This is a genomic window from Nitrobacter vulgaris (genome assembly GCF_031453995.1).
GTDB classification, from domain to species: domain Bacteria; phylum Pseudomonadota; class Alphaproteobacteria; order Rhizobiales; family Xanthobacteraceae; genus Nitrobacter; species Nitrobacter vulgaris.
The window spans coordinates 19069-41039 of the sequence record NZ_JAVDPZ010000025.1 but is presented as its reverse complement, the minus strand read 5'-3'; the positions used below and the strand labels follow the sequence as shown (position 1 = coordinate 41039).

The 21971-nt window shown below is 60.0% G+C and carries 23 protein-coding genes, 2 tRNA genes, 1 other RNA gene and 1 riboswitch; of the genes, 13 read left to right on the top strand and 13 right to left on the bottom strand.

Annotated elements, in window-relative coordinates; all coding sequences use genetic code 11:
• Window positions 1-16: 16 nt before the first annotated feature.
• The 3 genes from thiS to GGQ85_RS14725 form a co-directional block, all read right to left on the bottom strand.
• A complete protein-coding gene (gene thiS / locus GGQ85_RS14735; protein ID WP_309775118.1) occupies window positions 17-214 on the bottom strand; it encodes a sulfur carrier protein ThiS in 198 nt (65 codons plus the stop codon).
• Window positions 205-1221 carry an FAD-dependent oxidoreductase gene (locus tag GGQ85_RS14730; RefSeq protein WP_309775117.1) on the bottom strand — a complete coding sequence of 339 codons (1017 nt, stop codon included), beginning with the start codon at window positions 1219-1221 and terminating at the stop codon, window positions 205-207. The genes thiS and GGQ85_RS14730 overlap by 10 nt, the downstream gene beginning before the upstream one ends.
• Window positions 1210-1345: riboswitch (TPP riboswitch) on the bottom strand. It overlaps the preceding gene by 12 nt.
• Window positions 1346-1559: 214 nt before the next feature.
• Window positions 1560-1991, bottom strand: a complete 432-nt coding sequence (locus GGQ85_RS14725; protein WP_309775147.1) for a transglycosylase SLT domain-containing protein — start codon at window positions 1989-1991, stop codon at window positions 1560-1562.
• Window positions 1992-2251: 260 nt separating this feature from the next.
• Here GGQ85_RS14725 and GGQ85_RS14720 point away from each other — a divergent pair, with 260 nt between their 5' ends.
• Together GGQ85_RS14720 and GGQ85_RS14715 are read left to right on the top strand one after the other, a co-directional pair.
• Window positions 2252-2383 (top strand): hypothetical protein, encoded by a 132-nt coding sequence (locus GGQ85_RS14720; RefSeq protein WP_309775116.1) that lies wholly within the window; start codon window positions 2252-2254, stop codon window positions 2381-2383.
• A 405-nt stretch (window positions 2384-2788) separates the two neighbouring features.
• On the top strand, window positions 2789-3298 hold the full coding sequence (locus GGQ85_RS14715) for a PRC-barrel domain-containing protein (protein WP_309775115.1): 510 nt from the start codon (window positions 2789-2791) through the stop codon (window positions 3296-3298).
• Window positions 3299-3426: 128 nt separating this feature from the next.
• Here the strand turns inward: GGQ85_RS14715 and GGQ85_RS14710 are convergent, their stop codons facing one another.
• Window positions 3427-4983, bottom strand: coding sequence for a DUF4403 family protein (locus tag GGQ85_RS14710; RefSeq protein ID WP_309775114.1), 1557 nt, complete (start codon window positions 4981-4983; stop codon window positions 3427-3429).
• Window positions 4984-5022: 39 nt separating this feature from the next.
• Here GGQ85_RS14710 and GGQ85_RS14705 point away from each other — a divergent pair, with 39 nt between their 5' ends.
• Window positions 5023-5253: a hypothetical protein gene (locus GGQ85_RS14705; protein ID WP_309775113.1), complete on the top strand. Its 231-nt coding sequence runs from the start codon at window positions 5023-5025 to the stop codon at window positions 5251-5253.
• Between the two features lie 23 nt (window positions 5254-5276).
• Window positions 5277-6482 (top strand): extensin-like domain-containing protein, encoded by a 1206-nt coding sequence (locus GGQ85_RS14700; RefSeq protein ID WP_309775111.1) that lies wholly within the window; start codon window positions 5277-5279, stop codon window positions 6480-6482.
• A gap of 184 nt (window positions 6483-6666) precedes the next feature.
• On the opposite strand, the gene rnpB is transcribed toward GGQ85_RS14700, so the two are convergent.
• Window positions 6667-7118: RNase P RNA component class A (gene rnpB, locus GGQ85_RS14695), an RNA gene on the bottom strand.
• 128 nt (window positions 7119-7246) lie between these two features.
• On the opposite strand from rnpB, the gene GGQ85_RS14690 reads away from it, so the two are divergent.
• From GGQ85_RS14690 to GGQ85_RS14680, 3 genes are all read left to right on the top strand, one after another.
• Window positions 7247-7399, top strand: coding sequence for a hypothetical protein (locus tag GGQ85_RS14690; protein ID WP_173816001.1), 153 nt, complete (start codon window positions 7247-7249; stop codon window positions 7397-7399).
• 107 nt (window positions 7400-7506) lie between these two features.
• Complete coding sequence (locus tag GGQ85_RS14685) at window positions 7507-7818, top strand: hypothetical protein (RefSeq protein ID WP_309775110.1); 312 nt, start codon at window positions 7507-7509, stop codon at window positions 7816-7818.
• 190 nt (window positions 7819-8008) lie between these two features.
• A complete protein-coding gene (locus tag GGQ85_RS14680) occupies window positions 8009-8689 on the top strand; it encodes an AAA family ATPase (RefSeq protein ID WP_079447676.1) in 681 nt (226 codons plus the stop codon).
• 160 nt (window positions 8690-8849) lie between these two features.
• On the opposite strand, the gene GGQ85_RS14675 is transcribed toward GGQ85_RS14680, so the two are convergent.
• Together GGQ85_RS14675 and trxB are read right to left on the bottom strand one after the other, a co-directional pair.
• Window positions 8850-9743 (bottom strand): LysR family transcriptional regulator, encoded by an 894-nt coding sequence (locus tag GGQ85_RS14675; RefSeq protein WP_309775109.1) that lies wholly within the window; start codon window positions 9741-9743, stop codon window positions 8850-8852.
• Window positions 9744-9760: 17 nt separating this feature from the next.
• Window positions 9761-10726, bottom strand: coding sequence for a thioredoxin-disulfide reductase (gene trxB, locus GGQ85_RS14670; RefSeq protein WP_309775108.1), 966 nt, complete (start codon window positions 10724-10726; stop codon window positions 9761-9763).
• Window positions 10727-10990: 264 nt separating this feature from the next.
• Between trxB and GGQ85_RS14665 the strand changes: the two genes are divergently transcribed.
• Complete coding sequence (locus tag GGQ85_RS14665) at window positions 10991-11470, top strand: Lrp/AsnC family transcriptional regulator (protein ID WP_173816000.1); 480 nt, start codon at window positions 10991-10993, stop codon at window positions 11468-11470.
• A 31-nt stretch (window positions 11471-11501) separates the two neighbouring features.
• Here GGQ85_RS14665 and GGQ85_RS14660 read toward each other — a convergent pair whose 3' ends face one another.
• The 3 genes from GGQ85_RS14660 to carB all read right to left on the bottom strand — a co-directional run bounded on the left by GGQ85_RS14660 (window position 11502) and on the right by carB (window position 16705).
• Window positions 11502-11900, bottom strand: coding sequence for a DoxX family protein (locus GGQ85_RS14660; RefSeq protein WP_079447497.1), 399 nt, complete (start codon window positions 11898-11900; stop codon window positions 11502-11504).
• A 514-nt stretch (window positions 11901-12414) separates the two neighbouring features.
• Entirely contained in the window at window positions 12415-12891 is a 477-nt protein-coding gene (gene greA / locus GGQ85_RS14655) for a transcription elongation factor GreA (protein WP_079447496.1), read from the bottom strand.
• 349 nt (window positions 12892-13240) lie between these two features.
• On the bottom strand, window positions 13241-16705 hold the full coding sequence (gene carB / locus GGQ85_RS14650; RefSeq protein ID WP_079447495.1) for a carbamoyl-phosphate synthase large subunit: 3465 nt from the start codon (window positions 16703-16705) through the stop codon (window positions 13241-13243).
• 284 nt (window positions 16706-16989) lie between these two features.
• On the opposite strand from carB, the gene GGQ85_RS14645 reads away from it, so the two are divergent.
• The gene (locus GGQ85_RS14645) at window positions 16990-17421 is read left to right on the top strand and encodes a DUF302 domain-containing protein (RefSeq protein WP_309775107.1); all 432 of its coding nucleotides are present in this window, start codon (window positions 16990-16992) and stop codon (window positions 17419-17421) included.
• Window positions 17422-17574: 153 nt separating this feature from the next.
• Window positions 17575-17644, top strand: a tRNA-OTHER gene (locus tag GGQ85_RS14640).
• Window positions 17645-17937: 293 nt separating this feature from the next.
• Here GGQ85_RS14640 and GGQ85_RS14635 read toward each other — a convergent pair.
• Window positions 17938-18012 (bottom strand) — tRNA-OTHER (locus GGQ85_RS14635).
• A gap of 224 nt (window positions 18013-18236) precedes the next feature.
• Here GGQ85_RS14635 and GGQ85_RS14630 point away from each other — a divergent pair.
• Complete coding sequence (locus GGQ85_RS14630) at window positions 18237-18773, top strand: Dps family protein (protein WP_309775106.1); 537 nt, start codon at window positions 18237-18239, stop codon at window positions 18771-18773.
• A 44-nt stretch (window positions 18774-18817) separates the two neighbouring features.
• Here the strand turns inward: GGQ85_RS14630 and carA are convergent, their stop codons facing one another.
• On the bottom strand, window positions 18818-20008 hold the full coding sequence (carA, locus tag GGQ85_RS14625; RefSeq protein WP_309775105.1) for a glutamine-hydrolyzing carbamoyl-phosphate synthase small subunit: 1191 nt from the start codon (window positions 20006-20008) through the stop codon (window positions 18818-18820).
• Window positions 20009-20191: 183 nt separating this feature from the next.
• Here carA and GGQ85_RS14620 point away from each other — a divergent pair, with 183 nt between their 5' ends.
• Entirely contained in the window at window positions 20192-20644 is a 453-nt protein-coding gene (locus GGQ85_RS14620; protein WP_079447491.1) for a GatB/YqeY domain-containing protein, read from the top strand.
• Between the two features lie 294 nt (window positions 20645-20938).
• Window positions 20939-21103, top strand: coding sequence for a DUF3309 family protein (locus GGQ85_RS14615; RefSeq protein ID WP_009798696.1), 165 nt, complete (start codon window positions 20939-20941; stop codon window positions 21101-21103).
• A 220-nt stretch (window positions 21104-21323) separates the two neighbouring features.
• Here the strand turns inward: GGQ85_RS14615 and GGQ85_RS14610 are convergent, their stop codons facing one another.
• The gene (locus GGQ85_RS14610; protein ID WP_309775146.1) at window positions 21324-21869 is read right to left on the bottom strand and encodes a chlorite dismutase family protein; all 546 of its coding nucleotides are present in this window, start codon (window positions 21867-21869) and stop codon (window positions 21324-21326) included.
• Between the last annotated feature and the right edge of the window lie 102 nt (window positions 21870-21971).

The window sequence follows — 21971 nt, the reverse complement described above, 5'->3', positions numbered from 1 at the left end:
CTATCGGTCATTATCCTCACCCTCCTTGCCGCGGCGTGATGATCTCGATCTCATCGCCGCTCTTTAGCGTCGTATCCGCCCATCGGTTTTTCGGCAGCACGTCAAAATTCAGAGCGATTGCGACGTGCGTGCCTTCATAGTCGAGCTCGCTCAGCAGGGCGTCCACGGTCTGCGCTGCGATCTCGCGCCGTTCGCCGTTGACGATCACTTGCATTGCATCACCTCGTTGTCGATCTCCCCGCGCGCGACATAGCCAAGCGTCAGTTCCGCGAGCGCCGGAGCCAGCAGGAAGCCGTGACGGTAAAGCCCGTTGACCGCGATCCGATTCTTGTCGATCGCGATGCGCGGCAGGTTGTCGGGAAAGGCGGGCCGCAGGCCTGCGCCGATCTCCACGATCCGCGCCTCGCCGAACGCCGGATGCACCGCGTAAGCGGCGCTCAGCAGTTCCAGCGCGGAACGCACGCTGACGCCGTCGTCCTCGCATTCGATCGAGGTGGCGCCGATCATGAAGCGGTGGTGTTCACGTGGAATGATGTAGAGCGGCCATCGCGGATGCAGGAGTCGCACCGGGCGCGACAGCATGATCTCGTCAGTTTCGACGATAATCTCCTCGCCCTTGACGCCCCGCAGGTCCGGAAACGTGTCGCGCGCGGCGAGGCCGCGGCAATCGATCGCCAGACCCTCAATGTCGGCTGGCTTTGGCGCGCTGCCAAATTCGATCCGGCCGCCAGCCGCGCGGATGCGCGCATGCAGTTCAGGCAGTACGCGGCGCGGCTCGACATGGCCTTCGTCCGGAAAGAACAATGCTTCACGAAATCGTCCATCAAGCGATGGTTCGAGCTTGCTCACGTCGTCGCGCTGAAGGTGTCGGTGTCCCGATGTCATCCGCGCGAAACGCTCGAAATCGGAGCGGTCGCGCGGATGCGCCACCACAAGAGAGCCGTTGAAAGACGTATCGGGAGCATGTTCGTGCCATAGCGCGAGCGAGCGAAGGCCGAGACGCGAGACGAGAGGTTCGGACACCTCGGATTCGCACCATGGCGCGAGCATGCCGCCGGCCCAGTGGCTGGTGGCATGCGCCATCGCATCGTCGCCGCGTTCGTGGAGCGTGACCGCGTGTCCAGCCTTCGCGAACAGCAACGCCTGCCACGCGCCGGCAATACCTGCACCGATCACCGCGATCGGGGGTACCCCCCGTTTCTCCCGCGTCTTCTGAAGCATCCCTGTCCCTTCGCCGGCATGACCCGGATCAGGTTCAAAGGGTCACCGCGGTCCCTGCAATCCGTCTTCGGATTACGAGCTTGCGGTATCTCAGCTCCCTGACGGAGCACCCCTCGGAACAACCCTTAATCTAGACCGAAAGGCAGGGGTGTCAACGCGCGGCTGACGCAATCGTCGATAATAGAGGCGGTTCCATGCTTGGTGCTTTGCGGGACGTTTTTGCGGTCGCAGCGCTCGGCGCGGTTCACGGCGCTCCGCGACGGAACAATCGCGCGTCTATCGCCGCTCGACAGCTACCGCATCGACGCGACGCTACTCGACCCCGTATCGGCGGCAGTTCAGTGCGGCACGATCGACAGCGGCGCACCGGGAGTTCGCGCGTCAGCGCTCAGGGTCTCGTGCGTGGCGCGCTGAAGTCGTTGCCGCTTCGCCGCGTAGTAGTAACCGCCGGCGTAATAAGCCACCGCGCGGTCGTGGTTGCCGTGAGCTGCCTGGTATGCGCCCGCGAGATATTTGACTGCATAGGTGAGGTTGGTTTCAGGATCGAGCAGGCCTTCAGCGGTGCCGGTGTAGCCGAGGCCGCGAGCGGTTTCGAGCTTGATCTGCATCATGCCATAGTTTCCGCGATGAACCACGTGTGGATTGTAGCGACTTTCACGCATGATGACGCGGTGAACCAGCTCGACAGGAACGCCGTTGGCTTGCGCATGTGCCGCCACCATCGGTGCGTAGTCCACGTGTTGCGCGGTCGATGGCTGCGGCCATGCCATCGTGACAAAAACAAGAAGCGGACCGAATTTGCGTAAATTTGTCACGGGCACCCCTTCACGATCCGCCTTTTTTACCGCCTCAATCTTGCCTTTCCTATGGCAAAATGGACGAAATAGGAAGCTCATGAATTCAGCCTGCCGAGGGCGTAATGCCAAGGAACTCTTTGAGATCGTGTGGCGTCGTGTTGCGGCGTCTAGCTACACGAGGGGCGCTTGCGGAATGTCGCAAATTTGTCGCGAGAGGGAGTCAGGATCGAGCAATGCGAACTCTCGGCGAGTTGCGCTCGCTACAATTCGCAGACAAAAAAGAGCAGATGGGAGAAGCGTCATGGTCGCTGCCGTATCTGATGATTTACCCCACCAAAATCCTTGTGCGCAGTGCGCTCGTCTGATTGCCGCACCAGTATGGTTTGAAAACGGACCGCGCCGAACAGCGTATCTCTGGCAATGCGTTCACTGTGGCTATCAGTTCGAAACCGTCGCGTTCTTTCGCGAGGCGAACGACGAGCCGCGTGCACACGCTGCTTAGCGGCGTCGTTTCGACCGGCTGCACTGTAAATCTTGAGAAACGCAAATCTTGAGAAACGACGGTGTCGGCTGTTTGCGATGGCACATCGCTCTCGGTCATTGGTCGCGCTGCTGCGTGTCGGCGTAGCTTGCGTGCGTCGTTCGAAATCTACGCACATCTTTGTGTTGTTTTGTCCGATTGGAACGGGATTTATCGAAGGTGTTCCGTGGAACCACTCTTGGCGTCATGGGTTCTCGCTACTCCATTTAAACTGAAGGAGAACACACTGATGATCTCGAAACATATGACGGTCGCGTTGATTGGCTCCGCGCTGTTGGCGACGGCGGCGGTTGCTCAGACGCCGAACACCATGACGATGAATGCTCCGGCCGCTACCACATCAGTGTCAGGCTATCATGGCACCTGGCGCTCGTCGAAGTTGGTCGGTCTTAACGTTTATAACGATACCAACGACAAGCTCGGCTCGATCAGCGATCTTCTGTTGGACAAGAATGGAGCGATCAAAGCTGCGGTGATCGGGGTAGGCGGCTTCCTAGGCGTTGGCGAGCGTCTGGTTGCGGTACCGTTCGAAAAGCTGAAGTTTGTCGATACACCTGCGCAGGCATCGGCCTCGGGAAGCGGCGCAGGTACAGGGACCACCACGGGATCTGCGACATCCGCGCCGGCCACGGTCAATACAACGAAGGCGGACAAGAGTTCATGGTATCCGGATCACGCAGTCTTCAGCGCGACCAAGCAACAGCTGGAGGCGATGCCTGAATTCAAATACTCGACCTGAGCCGCCAGATAGACGGCAGAACGACCAACGCGCCCGGTTTTTACCGGGCGTGTTTATTCGTGCATAGCTTCGTTTGGATGGAGGAGGAGGGACGCGACGATGCCGGGCAGCATCGGGAACTTTGACCCTCACAGCGCCGGCAATGTCTTGAGCTCGACGTTCACGGTGCCTGCCGCTTCGGCGATTACGCGCAGCGTCTTTGAATCGAAGGCGATGCCCGCAAGCTTCAGACTGCTGATCTCTGCCGTGACCTTGGCGCCGTTCTCACTTCTCTGAAGATCCGCGATCATCGCGGCGATCTTCTCTCGCGCATTCGATGCGAACGGTTTGAGGTCAAGCACTGTCTTCTCGGCCAAGGCGTGTTGCAGATAGGGCAATGCCGTTTGCGCGGCGGCGCCGAGCAGGCCGAACGCGGCTTCGGATTCGACGGCAAGTTGGATGTCTGTCAGGCGTACGATCTGCTGGGCCTGGTCGAGAGCGGGTCTACCGCTGATGTGGATTGTGGCCTCGCCGTTGAAACCGAACCAGCTCTTCTTTTCTTTCGCATGAACGAGAAGCGAGATCAGAAGGCGGTCGCCCGCGGCCGCGACGCTGACCTGTTTGACAGTGACCTCAGCCGCGCCGCTTCCATCTTCGGGGAATGTCTTGCCGGCGAGTTGTGCCCTGAGGATCTTGGTAATGTCGGTGAAGGACATGTCGATCGGAACGCCGATATTCAGTTTTCCCGTCGTGGCCGGAACGATGGCGAGCGTCTGGGGAAACGGACAGTCGGGTTTGGTCGCCGCGGTCGTGATCCGCGTCTCGGCTTCGACACCAAGTGTCAACGTGACGTTGCTGGTGTCAATGCGCGGTTGAGCCGCGATGGCGCGCACCGGCTTCAGCTCGAGGTAAAGATCCTGAAACCCGGCTGCACCCTGTAATGGAATCGAGCGGCACATCTGCGTCCACTGCCGTCGCGCGTTGCGTTCCAGAGCGGGATCGTTGCGGATGCGCTGCTGCAGGTTTGCGATCTGTTCGTTGACTGCCCTGTCGATGACGGGCTTGACCTGTGACGGCACATTGAGGCGCGCGCCCGCGACCGAGAGGTTGGTGTCTCCAAGATTGACCTGCGCGGTTATGCCGGGATCGATACGCCAGTTTTCGGCCAGCGCCGGCCGTGCCGTCATCACGACATTGCCCTTGATCTCGGCATTGGCATTCAGATTCTTGATGTTCACGCGGCCGATCCGTTTGGCGATGTCGCCGCCGAGTACGCCCGCGAGCGCGTTACCGACCGCATCCTGGGCGTTGGCGGATAGCGATCCAGTAACCTTGACGGCGCCGGTCAACGGCGTCGACAGCGACAGCACGCCGTTGACGCCCGTGGCGCTGATCGCGCCGCGGGATGCGGTCCAACCGATGTCCGCGTTCTGGAGAATCTGCGCCGCCGGATTGTCGGCCTTGCCAGCGAAGTTATGCGGAGCCGCGCGCTCGGCGGCGTCGCGAATGAGCGTCAGGGGTATCTTGATCGGCGCGACGATGCTCGAATTGCGGTTGACGGGGGGGAGCGGTGGCAATGTCGCTAGGGCAGGCTTGTCGATGTCGCGCGGCGACAACCAGTCCACGGCCTTGAGACCGGAAAGAAACGAGACCGCAAGGATCACGATGCCGAGCAGGATGGTCTTGAGGTTAAACCCAGGCCGCATTGGCTTCCCGACTTAATCACCCACTGATGCGGGGACCAGATGCGGGAAATTTGGCTAAAAAACGCCCAGCACGATCGCGCCCACGAAGGCGAGTGCGATGTAGGCGGTCAGGATGCTCATGTGGCCCGCGAAAGTCATGCGACCTCACGCCATTTGTTCGTCGTAACGCAGCGTCCTGCAATCGGTTCCAGTCTCGCCACCCATCTTCTATGGCGCACCGCAACGGCGTGGTTAAAAATGACTGAAAACAACACATTGAAGAAGCTTTAAATAAATTCGTTGAACGTGCGCGGATGACGCGCAGAGTTGCCTTGTATTTTGTCGGCTCCCTCGTCCTCGTATCGTTGGCCGGTTGCGGGCGCGGTTTTTTTCAGACTGCGGAGCGCGAACCGTGGCGGGCCGAGGCTGAAGCTGCATGTCTGAAATCCGGCGAGGTCAGGGAGAGCGCCGATCTCGTTCGCATCCGTCCGATCAATGGCCCCGGCATTTGCGGCGCGGAATTTCCCCTGAAGGTCTCGGCGCTCGGTGAAAACCCGGCGTACGGCTTTGCCGACGAGGATCTCAGGCCCCCCGCGTCAATCGGCCGCCAGCCGCGCTGGCCGATCGCGCAGCCCGCCTACCGGACGCCCCCGCCATCCTACCCCGAAACACCAACTCCTCAGCCCGCCTCCGGCGACGGATCGAACGGGCCGGTCTCGCTGACCGCGCCCGGCGTCTATCCTGCCGAGGGTCGGATCGAGTTGCCGCCGGACGGACCGCAGGATAATCACGCATCGGCGAACGACCATTACGGACAGTCGTATCCGCGGTCGCAGCCTCAGTCCTATAGCGGCACGCGGCCCTCCGCGTATCCGGCAGCGCCTGCGCTGGATTCGTCACAGAACTCGCTGCGTCTCGGACCTGCGCGCGGGACCGTCACCAGCGCGGTCGGTCCCGTCGTGGTGAAGCCTTCCGCGACGCTTGCATGCCCTATCGTCTCGGCGCTCGATCGCTGGTTAGCGGATGCGGTACAGCCGGCGTCGATGCGTTGGTTCGGCGCGCGCGTGGTCGAGATCAAGCAGATCTCGGCTTATTCCTGCCGTGGCATGAACGGCAATCCGCGCGCGCATATTTCCGAGCACGCCTTCGGGAATGCGTTGGATATCGCTGGTTTCACGCTGGCGGATGGACGATACGTTTCAGTGCAGCACGGCTGGAAGGGTCTGCCGGAAGAGCAGGGTTTCCTCCGCGATGTGGAAGCGTCGGCCTGTCAGCGCTTCGCCACGGTGCTGGCGCCCGGCTCCAACGTCCATCACTACAATCATATCCATGTCGATCTGATGCGCCGCGCAAGTCGCCGAATGGTCTGCAACCCTGCTGCGGTATCGGGCGAGGACATTGCCGCACGCGCCGCTGCGCGCGGTTCGTATGCCAGCCGCGAGCCGGCTGTCACGGGATCATTTGGCGGTCGCAAGAACCATTCGCACAGTTACGCCAGCGAGGCGGATTATGACGAATAGTGGCGTCGAGCGTCGGCTGTCTTATTCGCTGCTGTTTGATTTTCGGCGGAGTCAGTCATGATCGTCTTCCTCCTGCCGCGGAGTTTCGTTGGCGAGGGGTCCGGCGCGCCGAACCCCTCATTCACAGTGAAACACGCTTTCCTCAAGTGAACCGCAAGTTCACTTCGATTCAAAACGCTTTGCGGATATCAGCCAGCCTGTAAGCCGGGTTCTGTAGGGCACCGCACACTTACGCATACGATACGTGACGGCCATTCCTCTGGGACAACGTTTGCACGTTGCCTCATGCAACCTACCCGGACAGCGAGCCCGACATAGCCCTGCGATGTTATCGCCCAAGGCGAACCTCTCGCGACGCCGTCCCTATTCGGTTTTGCTCCCGGTGGGGTTTGCCATGCCGTCTCCGTTGCCGGAAACGCGGTGCGCTCTTACCGCACCTTTTCACCCTTACCGCTCTCACCCCTCCCTCTTTCGGCAAGCGAAAGGAGAGGGTGGAAGCGGCGGTTCGTTCTCTGTGGCACTGTCCCTAGGGTCACCCCCGCCGGATGTTATCCGGCACCGTATGTCGATGGAGCCCGGACTTTCCTCCCCCGCAAGCCTTTCGGCCCGAGCGGGAGCGGCCGTCCAGCTGACTGACGCGGTACGCATGACCGCTGTGCACCGCGCCGTCAAGTCGAGCCGTAATAATTCGGATACTTGCAAGGGAACTTGTATTGCCCTCCCGCCATTGGAGTATTGCGGCAATGTCTGCATGGGAGGTTGTAATGACCGATTTGCACCTTTGGCGTCCTACCCACGGAGGGGTCGAGGACATGCGCGGGATCGTGCCGGAGGAGAAAAACTACGCCATCGGCTGGACGCTCAGCGCTTTCCTGACGCTGACGGTGGTAAGCGTCGTTTGGACGTTCGGATTCTGAGTTTGATGAAGCGATCTAAAGGCATTTTTTGCGAGACGTCTGCGCGCGACATCCCGCCCCCTTGTGGCGCCGTGACAAATCAACATCTTTTTGTCATGGAGCGAGACGTGAGTAGTGAACACCGTGCGGAACTGGATCGGCATCTTGCCTGGTTGGAAGGTAAAATGCCGCTACGATTTGCGAAATTTATGGGTTGGGTGCGTAAGCCCTCCTCGCGGCTGGTCCGCGTTCCGTTTGCGATGGCGTTGATCATCGGCGGCATTTTCAGTTTTCTACCGGTTCTCGGGCTGTGGATGTTGCCTCTCGGTCTTATTTTGATCGCGCAAGATCTGCCGTTCTTGCAGGGACCGATGGCCCGGATGCTGGGGTGGATCGAGCGCAAATGGTTGGAGCGAAAAGCCGTGAAACGCATGTCGTAAGGCTTCGCACGACTATTCCATTTCGGGCTCTCTGGGGCCAAGATCGTCTCGATATCGGACAGCGACGCGGCTTAAATGCCCCAAAAAGCATGAAAAACAGGCCCATGGCGGCAAAAGACGGTAAAAATGTCTTTAACGAATCAGTATGCTGATTCATTTTATTCTCCTGGGTCAATCGGGAGACCAAGGTATGAACGTTATTGTTTTCGCATCGCGTAAAGGCGGCTCAGGCAAAAGCACCCTGGCCGCTCATCTTGCCGCACAAGTTCATAAGGCTTCGAGGCCCTGCCTGCTGGTCGATGCCGATCCGCAGGGATCACTGACGCTTTGGCACAAGTTGCGCGGCACCAACGAGCCTCCGATCCGGACAGCCAATCGCTCTGTCACCGAAATCATCAACGCCGCGAAGCGTGACGGCTTCGAGTGGGTCTTTATCGACACGCCTCCGAATCTGACGGCCGTCGTCGATGACGCCATCCGGAATGCAACCATGGTTGTGATTCCCGCGCGACCCGGCGTGTTCGACGTCAACGCCGTTCAGGGCACCATCCAGAGCTGCCGGTCTGCACGGAAGCCTTACGCGGTTGTCATCAATGGTGCGCCGGCAATGCGCGATGGCTCCGAAAGTCCGATCGTTACCATTGCGCGCGAGGCTCTGGCAAAATTCCGCGCTCCGGTTTGGAGTGGCCAGATCACAAATCGCGCCGATCTGCTGCTGGCGCTTGCACACGGCGAAGGGGCACGCGAATACGATTCCCAGGGCCGCGCTGCCTCGGAGATTGGACGGTTGTGGGCAGCGATTGAAAGGTCCGTCAAGGCGATCCGCGGGTCTGTGTCCTCGGGCGGAGCCATGCATAAGCAGGCCGCCTGACCGTCGCTCGATGCTGGTGACAAAGCGCGCGAGTTTCGCGCGTTTTGTCTTTTTGCGCCAGAGCGTTTCGAGCGAAGCATGTCCTCGGCCTTGACCCGAGGATGGATACGGTTCGCGTGAAGAAAACGCGTCAGATCAAATCAAACAGAGTTTGATCCGATCACGACGGCCAGCGTTGCGCCTTGCTGACGACGAAATCTCGGAAAGCCTGAACCCGCGCCACGGATTTCAGCTCTTCCGGATACACGAAATAAGTATCGAGCTGAATCGAATCGGATTCGCGAAACAACTGAACCAGCAGGTTGTTCCCCCCGACCAGATAATCCGGCAGCGCTGCTATGCCGAGACCTTGCTGACAGGCGCTGAACAGGCCCAGTATGCTGTTGACGGTGAAGTAGGGTTCGTGCGGTCCTGAGCCGTTGCGAGCGGCATCGATCAGCCAATTGCGGTTCTGGAGATGGGGCGATGCCTGCGTCTCGTTGAGCAGGATGATACGGTGCCCACTGAGTTCCTCAAGCGTTCGCGGGGTGCCGAAACGCTTGACGTATTCGGTCGAACAATAGGCATGGAAACATATTGCAAACAGCTTGCGCTGAATCAGGTCGGGCTGGGTCGGCTTGTATGTGCGGATCGCGATATCGGCTTCCCGCATCGACAGATCGAGCTCTTCGTCCGTCAAAAGCAGTGAGATCCTGATCTCCGGATACAGCGAGGTGAATTCGCCAAGGCGCGGTATCAACCAGTTGATGCCGACTCCCAGCGTGGTCGTCACCTTGAGGTCGCCGCTTGGTCTTTCCCGGCTGTCGGCGAGCTGGGCGCGCGCCGCCTGTAATTGCATGAAGACATCATGCGCGGTGCGGAACAGCAGATCACCCTGTTCGGTCAGGATCAGCCCCCGCGCGTGACGATGAAACAGCGGGACCGAGAGTTCCTGCTCCAGCGCGCCGACCTGTCGCGATACGGCAGATTGTGACAGCCCGAGCTGTTCACCGGCGTGTGTGAAGCTCCCAGCCTCTGCCGCGGCGTGAAACACTTTTAGCTTGTCCCAATCCATGTCGGCACACTGCGCGGTTATTCTGCCGCAGCGCGGTCGCCCGCGTGCACAGCGAGAAACCGTTCGGCTTCCAGCGCGGCCATGCAGCCCAGGCCTGCGGCCGTCACGGCTTGGCGATAAACCTCGTCCGCGACGTCGCCGGCGGCGAACAGCCCCGGCACAGACGTTGCTGTCGAGTTCGGCGCAACTTCGACGTAGCCCGACGGCTTCAGCTTGACCTTGCCGGTAACCAGTTCAGTCGCAGGTGCGTGGCCGATCGCAATAAATACGCCATCGGCTGCGACTTCGGTGAGTGCGCCGGTCTTGACGTCCCTGAGCCGCACATGGGTAACCTTGGAAGGATCCTCGCTACCACAGATTTCGTCGATGGCGCTGTCCCAGACGACTTTGATCTTCGGATGCTTGAATGCGCGATCCTGCAGGATGCGTTCAGCGCGGAAGTGATCGCGGCGATGTACAAGGGTGACCTGTGAGGCGAAATTGGTAAGGAAGAGCGCTTCCTCGACCGCTGTGTTGCCGCCGCCGACTACGATCACGTTTTTACCACGATAGAAAAAGCCATCGCAGGTAGCGCATGCGGATACACCGAATCCCTTGAACTTGTCCTCGGATGACAGCCCGAGCCAGCGCGCCTGCGCGCCTGTTGCGAGGATTACGGTTTCGGCGAGATAGACCTCGCCGCTGTCGCAGGTTAGCCGGAACGGCCGCTGTGACACATCGAGGGAATTCACCGTATCGGTTACGATCCGGGTACCGACATGCGTCGCCTGCTTCTCCATCTGCTCCATCAGCCACGGCCCCTGGATCACGTCGGCGAAGCCGGGGTAATTTTCAACGTCGGTCGTAATGGTGAGCTGGCCACCCGGCTGGATGCCCTGGATTAGCACCGGCTCCAGCATGGCGCGCGCCGCATAGATCGCCGCCGTGTAGCCCGCCGGCCCGGAGCCGATGATGACGACCTTGGCTTGGGTGGGGGCGGACATGGAATTGGAATCCCTATCGTAAGACAATGGCTTGCGCGCAAGGCACAAAATGGCCCGCGAAGGCTCGTAGAGGCGTGAGAAGCGTCGGGATCGACGCCTCCGATATCTGGCTAGCTATGCGAAAAATGCAACCCGTCACTGCAACAATTCCTCTAAGCACCAAAGTGAACCTGGCGCAATAAAATTACGCAAGCGTCCCCATTTGCGTTAAGTAAGACCTGCCGGGGATTCGACCTTTGCCCCGGCTTTCGGGATTGGATGCGTGTGTCGAAAAGTCTGGACCAGATCGATCTTAAGATTTTGAACGAAATTCAGGCCGACGGCCGGATCACCAACGTCGAACTGGCGAAACGGGTCGGCATTTCGCCGCCGCCGTGCTTGCGCCGGGTTCGGACGCTGGAGGAAGATGGTTATATTCAGGGATATCGCGGACTGCTCGATCCCCAGCGGCTCGGTTTCGAGGTTACGGTGTTTGCGTCGGTGCATCTGTCGAGTCAGGCGGACGCCGACCTTCGCGCGTTTGAGGAGTTCGTACGTCGCGAGCCGCTCGTGCGCGAATGCTGGATGCTGTCAGGCGAGGTCGACTTCATCTTGAAATGCGTTGCGCCTGACATGGCCACATTTCAGGATTTCGTCGCGCATCTCACCGCTGCGCCGCATGTGCGCAACGTGCGGACCTCGCTGGTGCTTCACAATTCCAAATACTCCCCGGCAGTGCCGTTGGAGCTGAAGGTGCCGGGCTAAGGCCGCAAGGTGAGCCAAAGCCTGATCGGTTTCAACTCTTGTTGAAAAGCATCTTATCGAGGCTGATGGGACCGCCGCCAGCGAACACCAGGTAGAAGAAAACAAAACAGTAGAGCGCGGCCAGTTCGCCATGATTGACGATCGGCATGAAGTTCTGCGGCGCATGCACCATGAAGTAGGCGACCGCCGTCATGCCCGACGTGATGAAGGCCGCGGCCCGCGTGAACAACCCGACGACCAGAAGCCCGCCGCCGACCAGTTCGATGACCCCGGCAGCCCCCACCATCGACGCGATTTGCAGATCGGCGAACATCGGCAGGGACGGGAAGCCGAGCAGCTTGGCGGTGCCGTGCTGCATGAGCAGGAGCCCGCTCATGAAGCGAAGCAAACTGAGAACAGTCGGCTGCCATTTGGCGAACATCTGGTCCATGTGTCAGGTTTCCCCCGGTTACGACGTCCGAACATACCCGCTCGTCACCCTGTCGTCACAGGCCGACGCAGAACTCTAACACCCCGGACCCCCGACCGGTTCCAGAACTGGAACAAGTTGATTTCCATAACTTTGGTCTTGGCGTCCTGGCCGCGACCGGACAGGGAACGTCAAGGCCGCAGGCACCGCACGGGTTTGGGTTGGCAGGAAAAACCGGCATTCGAGCAAAGTGGCGGCGAGCCATCGGAGCCGCGTGCGCAATTCACGCAGTCGTCGGTCCATCGACTGCAATTCGGTGGCCCTTTCTGCACTGGGATATCCGTCGTCGGCGGAGGTCGCGGGATATCCATATCGGCGGCGAGAGCGGCTCCGGCGAGGATCGCCAAGGCCATCGCGGGTGCGAGACGTAAACGGAAAAGCCGCATACCGCGTCCTGCTCTGCGAAAGTAAATCAAGGAAACGATACTCCGCGGGGATTATTCGCGACATACGGGCAGCATTAAGATCGTTTCGACTATCGCCACTCGACCTTTGCGATCTCGTAGGCCTTGGCGCCGCCGGGCGCGACGACTTCAACGGAAGAGCCCTTCTTCTTGCCGATCAGGGCGCGCGCGAGCGGCGAGGTGATTGAAATGCGGCCTTGCTTGGCGTCAGCTTCGGCTTCGCCGACGATCTGCCACACCGCCTTCTTGTCGGTGTCCTCGTCGATCAGCGTCACGGTGGCGCCGAACTTGATGGTATCGCCGGACAGCTTGCTGACGTCGATGATGTCGGCGCGTGCCAGCTTGTCTTCGAGCTCGGCGATACGGCCCTCGTTGTGCGACTGCTCTTCTTTTGCGGCGTGATACTCCGCATTCTCCGATAGGTCGCCATGCGCCCGCGCCTCGGCGATTTGCTCGATGATCCGCGGCCGGTCCACCGACTGGCGCTTTTTCAGTTCGACTTCGAGGGCGGCATGTCCCCCTCGGGTCATCGGAACCTTATCGATCATCTCACTTCGTCCTTCGCTTCATCGGCGGCGTTGCCGCGTTGTGCGAAGCGGCTTTCCGTCCGGGCCCCCGGCCGTAAAATCCGCATTCGCCTATTGTTTCGGCTCCGACGCTCGCATGTCTTTGCGGCCCCTTTAGTGCAAACTCTTAAGGGAATTCGAAACTCTATGATTCCAATGCAATTGGGTTCAGAAGCTCGCTTTGGACCCGTCGAAGCAATGGAGCACCGTCTTGACCGCGACAGTAGCCGACTGGCTGCTGCCGCGACAAAAACCTCCCCGCAGCCTGCAGGTTCCACTCCTTTAGGGCTCTTGCAGACCGATTATCGGGCCGATCAAGTCCGATTGAGGCCTAAGTCTTGGGAAAATAGCTCTGCAAGGTGCGAACCTCAAGATCTCCGCCCAGATAGGCGCGGATACCCTGCGCGGCCGCCACGGCTCCCGAAAGAGTGGTGTAATACGGCACTTTATGCAAGAGGGCAGCGCGCCGCAACGAGCGGCTGTCAGCCAGTGCCTGCGGCCCGTCAGTGGTGTTGAACACCAGTTGCACCTCGCCGTTGGTGATGGCGTCCACGATATGCGGCCGTCCCTCCAGAACCTTGTTAATCTTTTCAGCCGGAACGCCGCTATCGGTCAGGTAGCGTTGCGTTCCCGACGTGGCCATCACCCTGAAGCCGAGAGATGCCAACAGCTTCACGGCCGCGAGGATACGCATTTTGTCGCTCTCGCGGACCGAGACGAACACCGTGCCCTTGCGCGGCAGATGCGTGCCGCTACCGAGCTGGCTCTTGGCGAAGGCGATCTCGAACGAGCGGTCGATGCCCATCACCTCGCCGGTCGATTTCATTTCCGGACCGAGCACGGTGTCGACGCCGGGGAAGCGCGCGAAGGGGAAGACCGATTCCTTGACGCCGACATGACCGAGCTTTTGTGCCCCGAGTTTAAAGTCGGCTAGTTTCTCGCCGGCCATGATCCGCGCCGCAATCTTGGCGACCGGAAGGCCGACTACCTTGGCGACGAACGGCACCGTGCGTGAGGCGCGGGGGTTCACTTCCAGCACGTAGATTTCGCCGTCCTTGATGGCGTATTGCACGTTCATCAGACCGATGACATCGAGACCGAGCGCGAGTTCGCGGGTCTGCCGCTCCAGCTCGGCGATCGTGGCTGCATCAAGCGAACGCGGAGGCAACGAGCAGGCCGAGTCGCCGGAATGGATGCCGGCCTCCTCAATATGCTCCATGATGCCGACGACATAAGTGTCCTTGCCGTCGCCGAGACAATCGACATCGATTTCCGTGGCATCGGAGAGATAACGATCGAACAGCAGCGGGTTGGTGCCGAGTACGGTGTTGATCTGGCCGGTCTTGTCGTTCGGATAACGGGCCTTGACGTCGACCGGCACGAGTTCGGGCAGAGTTCCGAGCAGATAGTCGCCGAGCTGGCTTTCCTCGCGGATGATCTGCATGGCACGGCCGCCCAACACATAGGACGGGCGCACCACCAGCGGCAGGCCGAGATCGGCGGCCACCAGCCGCGCCTGCTCCACCGAATAGGCGATGCCGTTCTTTGGTTGCTTCAGTTTCAGCCGGTCGAGGATCCGCTTGAATCGGTCGCGGTCCTCGGCAAGATCAATGGCTTCGGGCGAGGTGCCGAGGATCGGCACATCGGCCGCCTCCAGCGCGCGTGCAAGTTTCAGCGGCGTCTGGCCGCCGAACTGCACGATCACGCCATGCAGCGTTCCGTTCTGCCGTTCGGTGTCGATGATCTCCAGCACGTCCTCGGCCGTCAGCGGCTCGAAGTAAAGCCGGTCAGCGGTATCGTAGTCGGTTGAGACCGTTTCCGGGTTGCAGTTGACCATGATGGTCTCATAGCCAGCATCCGACAGCGCGAAGCAGGCATGGCAGCAACAATAGTCGAACTCGATTCCCTGGCCGATGCGGTTGGGACCGCCGCCGAGGATAACGACCTTGGTCTTGTCCGACGGTGCGCTTTCGTCGGCGACCGCGCCTGCGAACGGCGACTCATAGGTCGAGTACATGTAAGCGGTCGGTGAGGCGAATTCCGCGGCGCAGGTGTCGATGCGTTTGTAGACCGGGCGCACGCCGAGGGTGCGCCTGAGCGCTTTGACCTCCGCTTCCGTTCTGCCTGAGAGCACCGCGAGTCTCGCATCCGAGAAACCCATCGCCTTGACCGTGCGCATCCCGAAGGCGTTGCCCGGCAGGCCGTGGGCGCGGACCCTGTTCTCTATCTCGACGATGCCGCGCAACTCAGCGAGGAACCAGGAGTCGATCTTGCAGGAATTGAAGATTTCTTCGTCAGTCCAACCGAGCCGCATCGCCTGCGCGACTTGCAACAGGCGATCAGGAGTCGGCGTGCCGAGCGCCGCGCGGATCGCGTTCTTGTCGTCGCCCCTGCCCATGCCCTCGATATCGATTTCGTCGAGGCCGGTAAGGCCGGTCTCCAGGCCACGCAGCGCCTTCTGAAGGCTTTCCTGAAAGGTGCGGCCGATCGCCATCACTTCGCCGACCGATTTCATCGAGGTCGTCAACGTGGTTGAAGCGCCCGGAAATTTCTCGAACGCGAAGCGCGGAATTTTGGTGACGACGTAGTCGATGCTGGGCTCGAATGATGCCGGTGTCGCGCCGCCGGTGATGTCGTTGGCGATTTCGTCGAGCGTGTAGCCGATCGCGAGTTTCGCCGCGACCTTGGCGATGGGGAAGCCGGTCGCTTTTGATGCCAGCGCCGAGGAGCGCGACACCCGCGGATTCATCTCGATGACGACCATGCGTCCGTCGGCAGGATCGACGCCGAACTGTACGTTGGAGCCGCCGGTTTCGACGCCGATCTCTCGCAACACCGCCAGCGAGGCGTCGCGCATGATCTGGTATTCCTTGTCGGTCAGCGTCAGTGCTGGCGCCACCGTGATGGAGTCGCCGGTGTGAACGCCCATCGGATCGAGGTTCTCGATCGAGCAGATGATGATGCAGTTGTCCTTCTTGTCGCGAACGACCTCCATCTCGTACTCCTTCCAGCCGAGTACGCTTTCTTCGATCAGCACTTCGTTGGTCGGCGAGGCATCAAGGCCGCGTTCGATGATGTCGAGGAATTCGTCGCGCGTGTAGGCAATGCCGCCGCCCTTGCCCCCCATGGTGAAGGAGGGGCGGACGATCGCCGGCAGGCCGATCTCGGACAGCGCCATCAGTGCTTCCGCCATCGCCTGTTGTTGATAGCGCTTGCGTCGCTCGTTCTCGCCGAGCGTCCATTGCCGCTCATGCTCCGCCAGTGCATCGCCGGAGAGCGTTTCCTTTCTGGCCAGATATTCGTCGCGGTATTGCTTTTTCAGCGCCGAGGCATTGGCGAGGCGGGATTTCGGCGTCTCCAGACCAATTTTGGTCATGGCCTCACGGAACAGTTGCCGGTCCTCGGCCTTGTCGATGGCATCTGCTGTCGCGCCAATCATCTCGACGTCGAAATCATCCAGCGTGCCCTGCCTTCGCAGCGACAATGCGCAGTTCAGCGCGGTCTGCCCCCCCATGGTCGGCAGCAGCGCGAAGCCGCCGGGAATGACGTGGCGTTCCTTTTCGATGATCTTACCGACGATTTCGGGAGTGATCGGTTCGATGTAGGTCGCGTCCGCCAGTTCGGGATCGGTCATGATCGTCGCCGGGTTGGAGTTGACCAGGACGACCCGGTAACCCTCCTCCTTCAGCGCCTTCACCGCCTGGGTGCCGGAATAGTCGAATTCACAGGCCTGTCCGATGACGATCGGACCGGCACCGATGATGAGAATGGTCGAGATGTCGGTGCGTTTAGGCATCAAGTCCCAGGATGAAATCGGGCACAAAAAAAGGGCGCGCGAGCCGCGCGTCCCTTAAGCAAGAGCGCGATCTTCGCGCGCGGGCTGTTTTTAGACCAGATTTCCCGGGTGGGGAAGGATTATAAGGGCTTCATCAACCGGCAATTCCCGGTTTGGAGGCGCAAAAATCCTTTTGCGCCTATGCCCAGGTCGGGCAGGGTACGAAAACTCAGCCGCCGCCGACGAATATCCGCGATGTTACGCCCCATGCGAGCGACGCATAGTCGAATTTTCGGAGTCTTTTTATGGCAGGTTTTGCACAAGCTGCGACCGATCTGGTGACAAAGCAAAGCGCGCACCATTTCGAGATCACGCTGGATCATCTCGAAACGGCGGTGAAGGAGAACGGTCTGAAGGTCTTTACGCGCCTCGATCACGCCGCCGCGGCCAAGACTGTCGGTCTTGAGATGCCTCCGGCGACGGTTCTGGTGGTGGGCAGCCCACAAGGCGGAACGCCGCTGTTTCTTCAGCATCCCATGTTGGCCATCGATTTACCGCTAAAAATGCTGGTCTGGCAGGGCCAGGCCGGCAAGGTCTACGTCAGCTATAACGACGCGACTTACATTTCGGCTGTTTTCGCCCGCCACGGTTTCGATGCGAATAGCGACAAGCTCTATGCGGCCGCGAAGGGGCTTGAGAGCAAACTGGCCGCGGCAACCGATGCCGCAATCGGGTAGTCTCAAGAATGAGGTCCCGCTGGACTGAACCAGAATAAAAAGCGTCGCTCCGGCGTCGAACTTTTGCCGCCTGCGGGTCGAGCGGTTTGCAATGTAACGTTAATTCTAGCTTCCGGCGCAAGAGTGTCGGCGATATGCTATGTTCGTAGTTGCGCGGATTTAGCTTAGTGGCAAAGCAGCGGCTTCCAGGTCGCAGACCGATGTTCGATTCATCGAATCCGCTCCGTCACCATCAGGGTTCGTCCTCGCGTGTTATGACGCGCGAATTGCCTTTCGATCTCGCTTAGCGCGGGAGCGGACAGTTTTTCCCAACAGACGATTCTATAACGGTTCGGGGTTATTGCTCCGCCGCGTTTTCACGGGCACTTCACCGTCACTGGCATCATCGTCGCTAGCATCGCGGTTTAGAAAACCGGCAAGCTCGCGCTCGCGAACTCTTTCTTGGTGAGGATGGGTATGCACTTCCGGAAGCTGCGCCGCAGCATCACGTCGGAGGCTTATGCACGTAAAGAAGTTTGGAGGCCCAGCCTGGACTTGAACCAGGATAAAAAGCTTTGCACAGCTCCCGCGTCGAACTTCCGCCACCGGGCCGACCACAATATTCCGCAACAATCGTCGGGTGGCGAGTCTTACCGCTACTTAACGTTAATGCCGACATAGCATCTGTCTATCCGCCCCATCCGGGCTGCGACCAGCCTCCGGAACACTCCGCCGGCTCGCGAGTTAGCGAACTTGTCGCTGAATAGTGTCTGACGGTCTGCAGCGACTGTCCGGCCTCGCGCCGAATTTTCCAATTACAATTAGGAGGGTGCATCGTGTCCCAAGCCAAAAGTTCCGCTTTGCGGAAAGTAAACCCCGTACTCGACACGCCGACCGATCTCTCACAGGAAGGCGTTAGTAAGATATCGGCCGCCATGAATACTATCCTCGCCGATACCTTTGCGCTCTATCTCAAGACCAAGAATTTCCATTGGCATGTCAGCGGCCGGCATTTTCGTGACTACCATCTGCTGCTCGACGAGCAGTCGGAGCAAATATTCGGCACGACCGACGAAATAGCGGAGCGGGTTCGCAAGATCGGCGGCACCACGCTGCGCTCGATCGGGCAAGTCGCCAAACTGCAGACGCTCGAAGATAACGACGAGAGCTATGTCCTGCCGCGGGAGATGTTGCGCGAGCTGATGAACGACAACAAGAAGGTCGCCGCGGCCATGCGCAAGGCCCATGATATTTGCGACAAGTATGAGGACGTTGCGACCGCAAGCCTGCTCGAAAATTTCATTGACGCGGCCGAACGAAGGACCTGGTTCCTGTTCGAGGCGAGCCGTCAGGAGGGCAGCAACGAAGCCTGATCGAGCAGGTATTCGCTGCTGGGCTACGCAAAGTCGGCGTAAATCTACGCCGACTTGTTCTCGCGCATTAGACTGGCAAAGCGCTTGAATAAATAGTGCGAGTCCCGCGGTCCCGGCGAAGCTTCCGGGTGATACTGGACCGAGAATACTGGCTTGCCTTCGAGTTCGATGCCGCAGTTGGAGCCGTCGAAAAGCGAGACATGAGTCTGCTTCGCGCCTTTGGGCAGCGTCGCCTCGTCGACGGTAAAACCGTGGTTCATGGAAGTGATCTCCACCCTGCCGGTTGTCTCCTCCCTGACCGGGTGGTTGGCGCCGTGATGACCCTGATGCATCTTCTTGGTTTTCGCGCCCACCGCGAGGCCGAGCATCTGGTGACCGAGGCAGATGCCGAAGGTCGGCGTGCCCGACTCGATCACTTTTCGAATCATTGGCACGGCATACTTGCCGGTCGCGGCCGGGTCGCCAGGGCCGTTCGACAGGAAGACCCCGTCCGGCTTCATCGCCAGGATGTCTTCCGCGGAGGTGGTTGCCGGCACCACCGTAACCTTGCAGCCTTCACCGGCGAGCAGGCGCAGGATGTTTCTCTTGATGCCGTAATCGACGGCGACGACGTTGAATTCTGGGCCATCCTGCCGGCCGAAGCCCTTACTCCACTCCCACGGCGTTTCGTCCCAGGTGTAGCGCTGGCTCGATGTCACCATCGGCACGAGGTCCATGCCCTCGAGGCCGGGCCACTCGCGCGCCTCCTTTTTCAATCCATGCAGATCGAACCGTCCGTTCTTCGTATGGGCGACCACCGCGTTGGGCATGCCGCGGGTGCGGATCAAAGCGGTCAGCGCACGGGTGTCGATGCCCGAGATGCCGATGATGCCGCGCGCCCTCAGCCAGGCGTCGAGGTGTTTGGCGGCGCGGTAGTTCGACGGCGAGGTGATGGCGCTGCGCAGGATGACGCCGCGCGCGCCGGGCGTCGCCGCCATGTTCACGGTTTCGATGTCCTCGTCGTTGGTGCCGACGTTGCCGATATGCGGAAAAGTGAAGGTGATGAGTTGCCCGGCGTAGGAGGGGTCGGTGAGAATTTCCTCGTAACCGGTCATCGCGGTGTTGAAGCAGACTTCTCCGACCGCCTGGCCTTCCGCGCCGAAGCCAAAGCCTTTGAGCACGGTCCCGTCGGCCAGCACGAGAAGCGCGGTCGGCTCAAGGTCCGGCCAAGCTGAAGCATTTTCCGATGGGGTCATGAGCGCATGACATAGCCCGGCTACTGCACCGCGTCAAACTCCGGTTCCGGGCAAGCGAATGCCAAATTCAGAACTCCACTGGGACCCTAATAGCTGCTAGTGGTCCTTTGATTCTGAACATTTGCGAGAACCCGGCCGCAACGGGATGCAAATGTTAGAATTGGACCACTAGGGGAGACTTCGATGCTGCGCGATGACATCAACAACGCCGTCAAGGAGGCGATGAAGGCCAAGGACGAGCGCAAGCTCTCCACGCTGCGCATGGTCAACTCCACGATCAAGAACGCCGATATCGAGGCGCGCGGGCAGGGCAAGCCGCCGCTGGCGGATGGCGATTTGCTTGGCGTCCTGCAAAAGATGATCAAGCAGCGCCAGGAGTCGGTCGAACTCTACGAAAAGGGTAACCGCGAGGAATTGGCGGCGCAGGAGCGCGCCGAGATCGCCGTCATCTCGGCCTATCTGCCGAAGCAGATGTCCGACGACGATGTAAAAGCAGCTGTCGCCGCGGTGATCGCTGAGACCGGCGCGAGCGGCATCAAGGACATGGGCAAGGTGATTGGCACACTGAAGGCCAAATACGCGGGTCAGATGGATTTCGGCAAGGCCAGCGGTGTCGTGAAGGCCGCATTGACCTAAATAACGAGATCGGCTCAAGCTGATCTTTCACTCCCAACCGATCTTTCGTTCCAAAGGCGATTGCTCGCCTCGACGCTTCGAGGCGCCCTTGCTGAATTGGTTCCATGTCAGCGGCAATATTAGTTCGGTTCCTGTTCGGGAACGACCTTCCGCTCGCCGCGTTGTTGCCTCACTAAAACGGAGGCGAACATGGGAATCGGACGCGGACTTCTTCTCTGGCTAATCGGGATTCCGATCCCGCTGATCATCCTCATCGCGTTTCTTATGCATAACTGAGCCTGAGCGAGGGACGACATGAGCATTGGCACAATCATTCTGATCATTCTTATTATTGCGCTGCTAGGTGGCTTCAGCGGAATTGGCGGCGGTCCATTTTACGGCACCGGCTATTACGGCGGCGGTGGCCTCGGCCTGGTAATCGTCATCCTGCTGATTCTGATTCTGATGGGACGCATCTAGATAATGCGTCAACAGACTGAATCCGTCATGCGAACGAAGCAATCCGTCCGGTGCGCCGAAAATCGGATCGCTTCGTCGCGGACGCTGGTGACAGCATCGAATCGAAGAGGATGAGCCCAAGAAATCTACGCTTAGGACGATAGCGCTGTTATCAGCGCCATTTCGACATCGCGGAGCAGCCCGTCAAGCGCTTGGCCCATTGTCCGCGCCTCAAGTGCTGTCATATTGCGCGCGTCAATCGAATATCCACCTCGCGCTCCACAAAAGTCCATTCGTCGGTCGCGCGCAGGACGCCGACGAGGTCTTCGAACATCGTTGCATGTTCAGGGGCGTATTCGAACCAGGTCAGGAAATCGAATGGCTCGCCCAAATCGCGGCAGTGATAGAGCTGTCGCGCGATGGCGGGCAGGTATTTGAGGCTGGCGGCGATATGGTGCGACTTATCCTCGAAGATTTTCCGCCGTTCTTCCTGCGTCAGATCCCACCACGCGGCCGACTTTCTGATGGGAATGAGTGCCGCTCGGGTTGCCTCGGCGCGTCCCAGTCCAGCCTGTACCGAGGTCAGCGCAGTTTTCTCGGCGCGCTCGACGTAGCGCACGTGGCTGGTGAAGCCGCGGAACTGCCACGGCGCCGGGGAGGCGCCGCCCAGCGAGGCGCTCGGCGCGATCTCCAGATGAGACGCTGGTCCGAGGCTTTCGCCGGTGACGGGAGCAATTGACAGGATATTCCAGGCGCCGGTGTTGCCGGCGGTGAAGACTGTGAACATCATTTCACTTCCGGTGTCTGTGGACAGGTGGGGAAGCAGGGGATATGTATGAGAACATATGTAGTACAATATTAAAAAGGGCCTAGCTGATTCGCCTGGGCG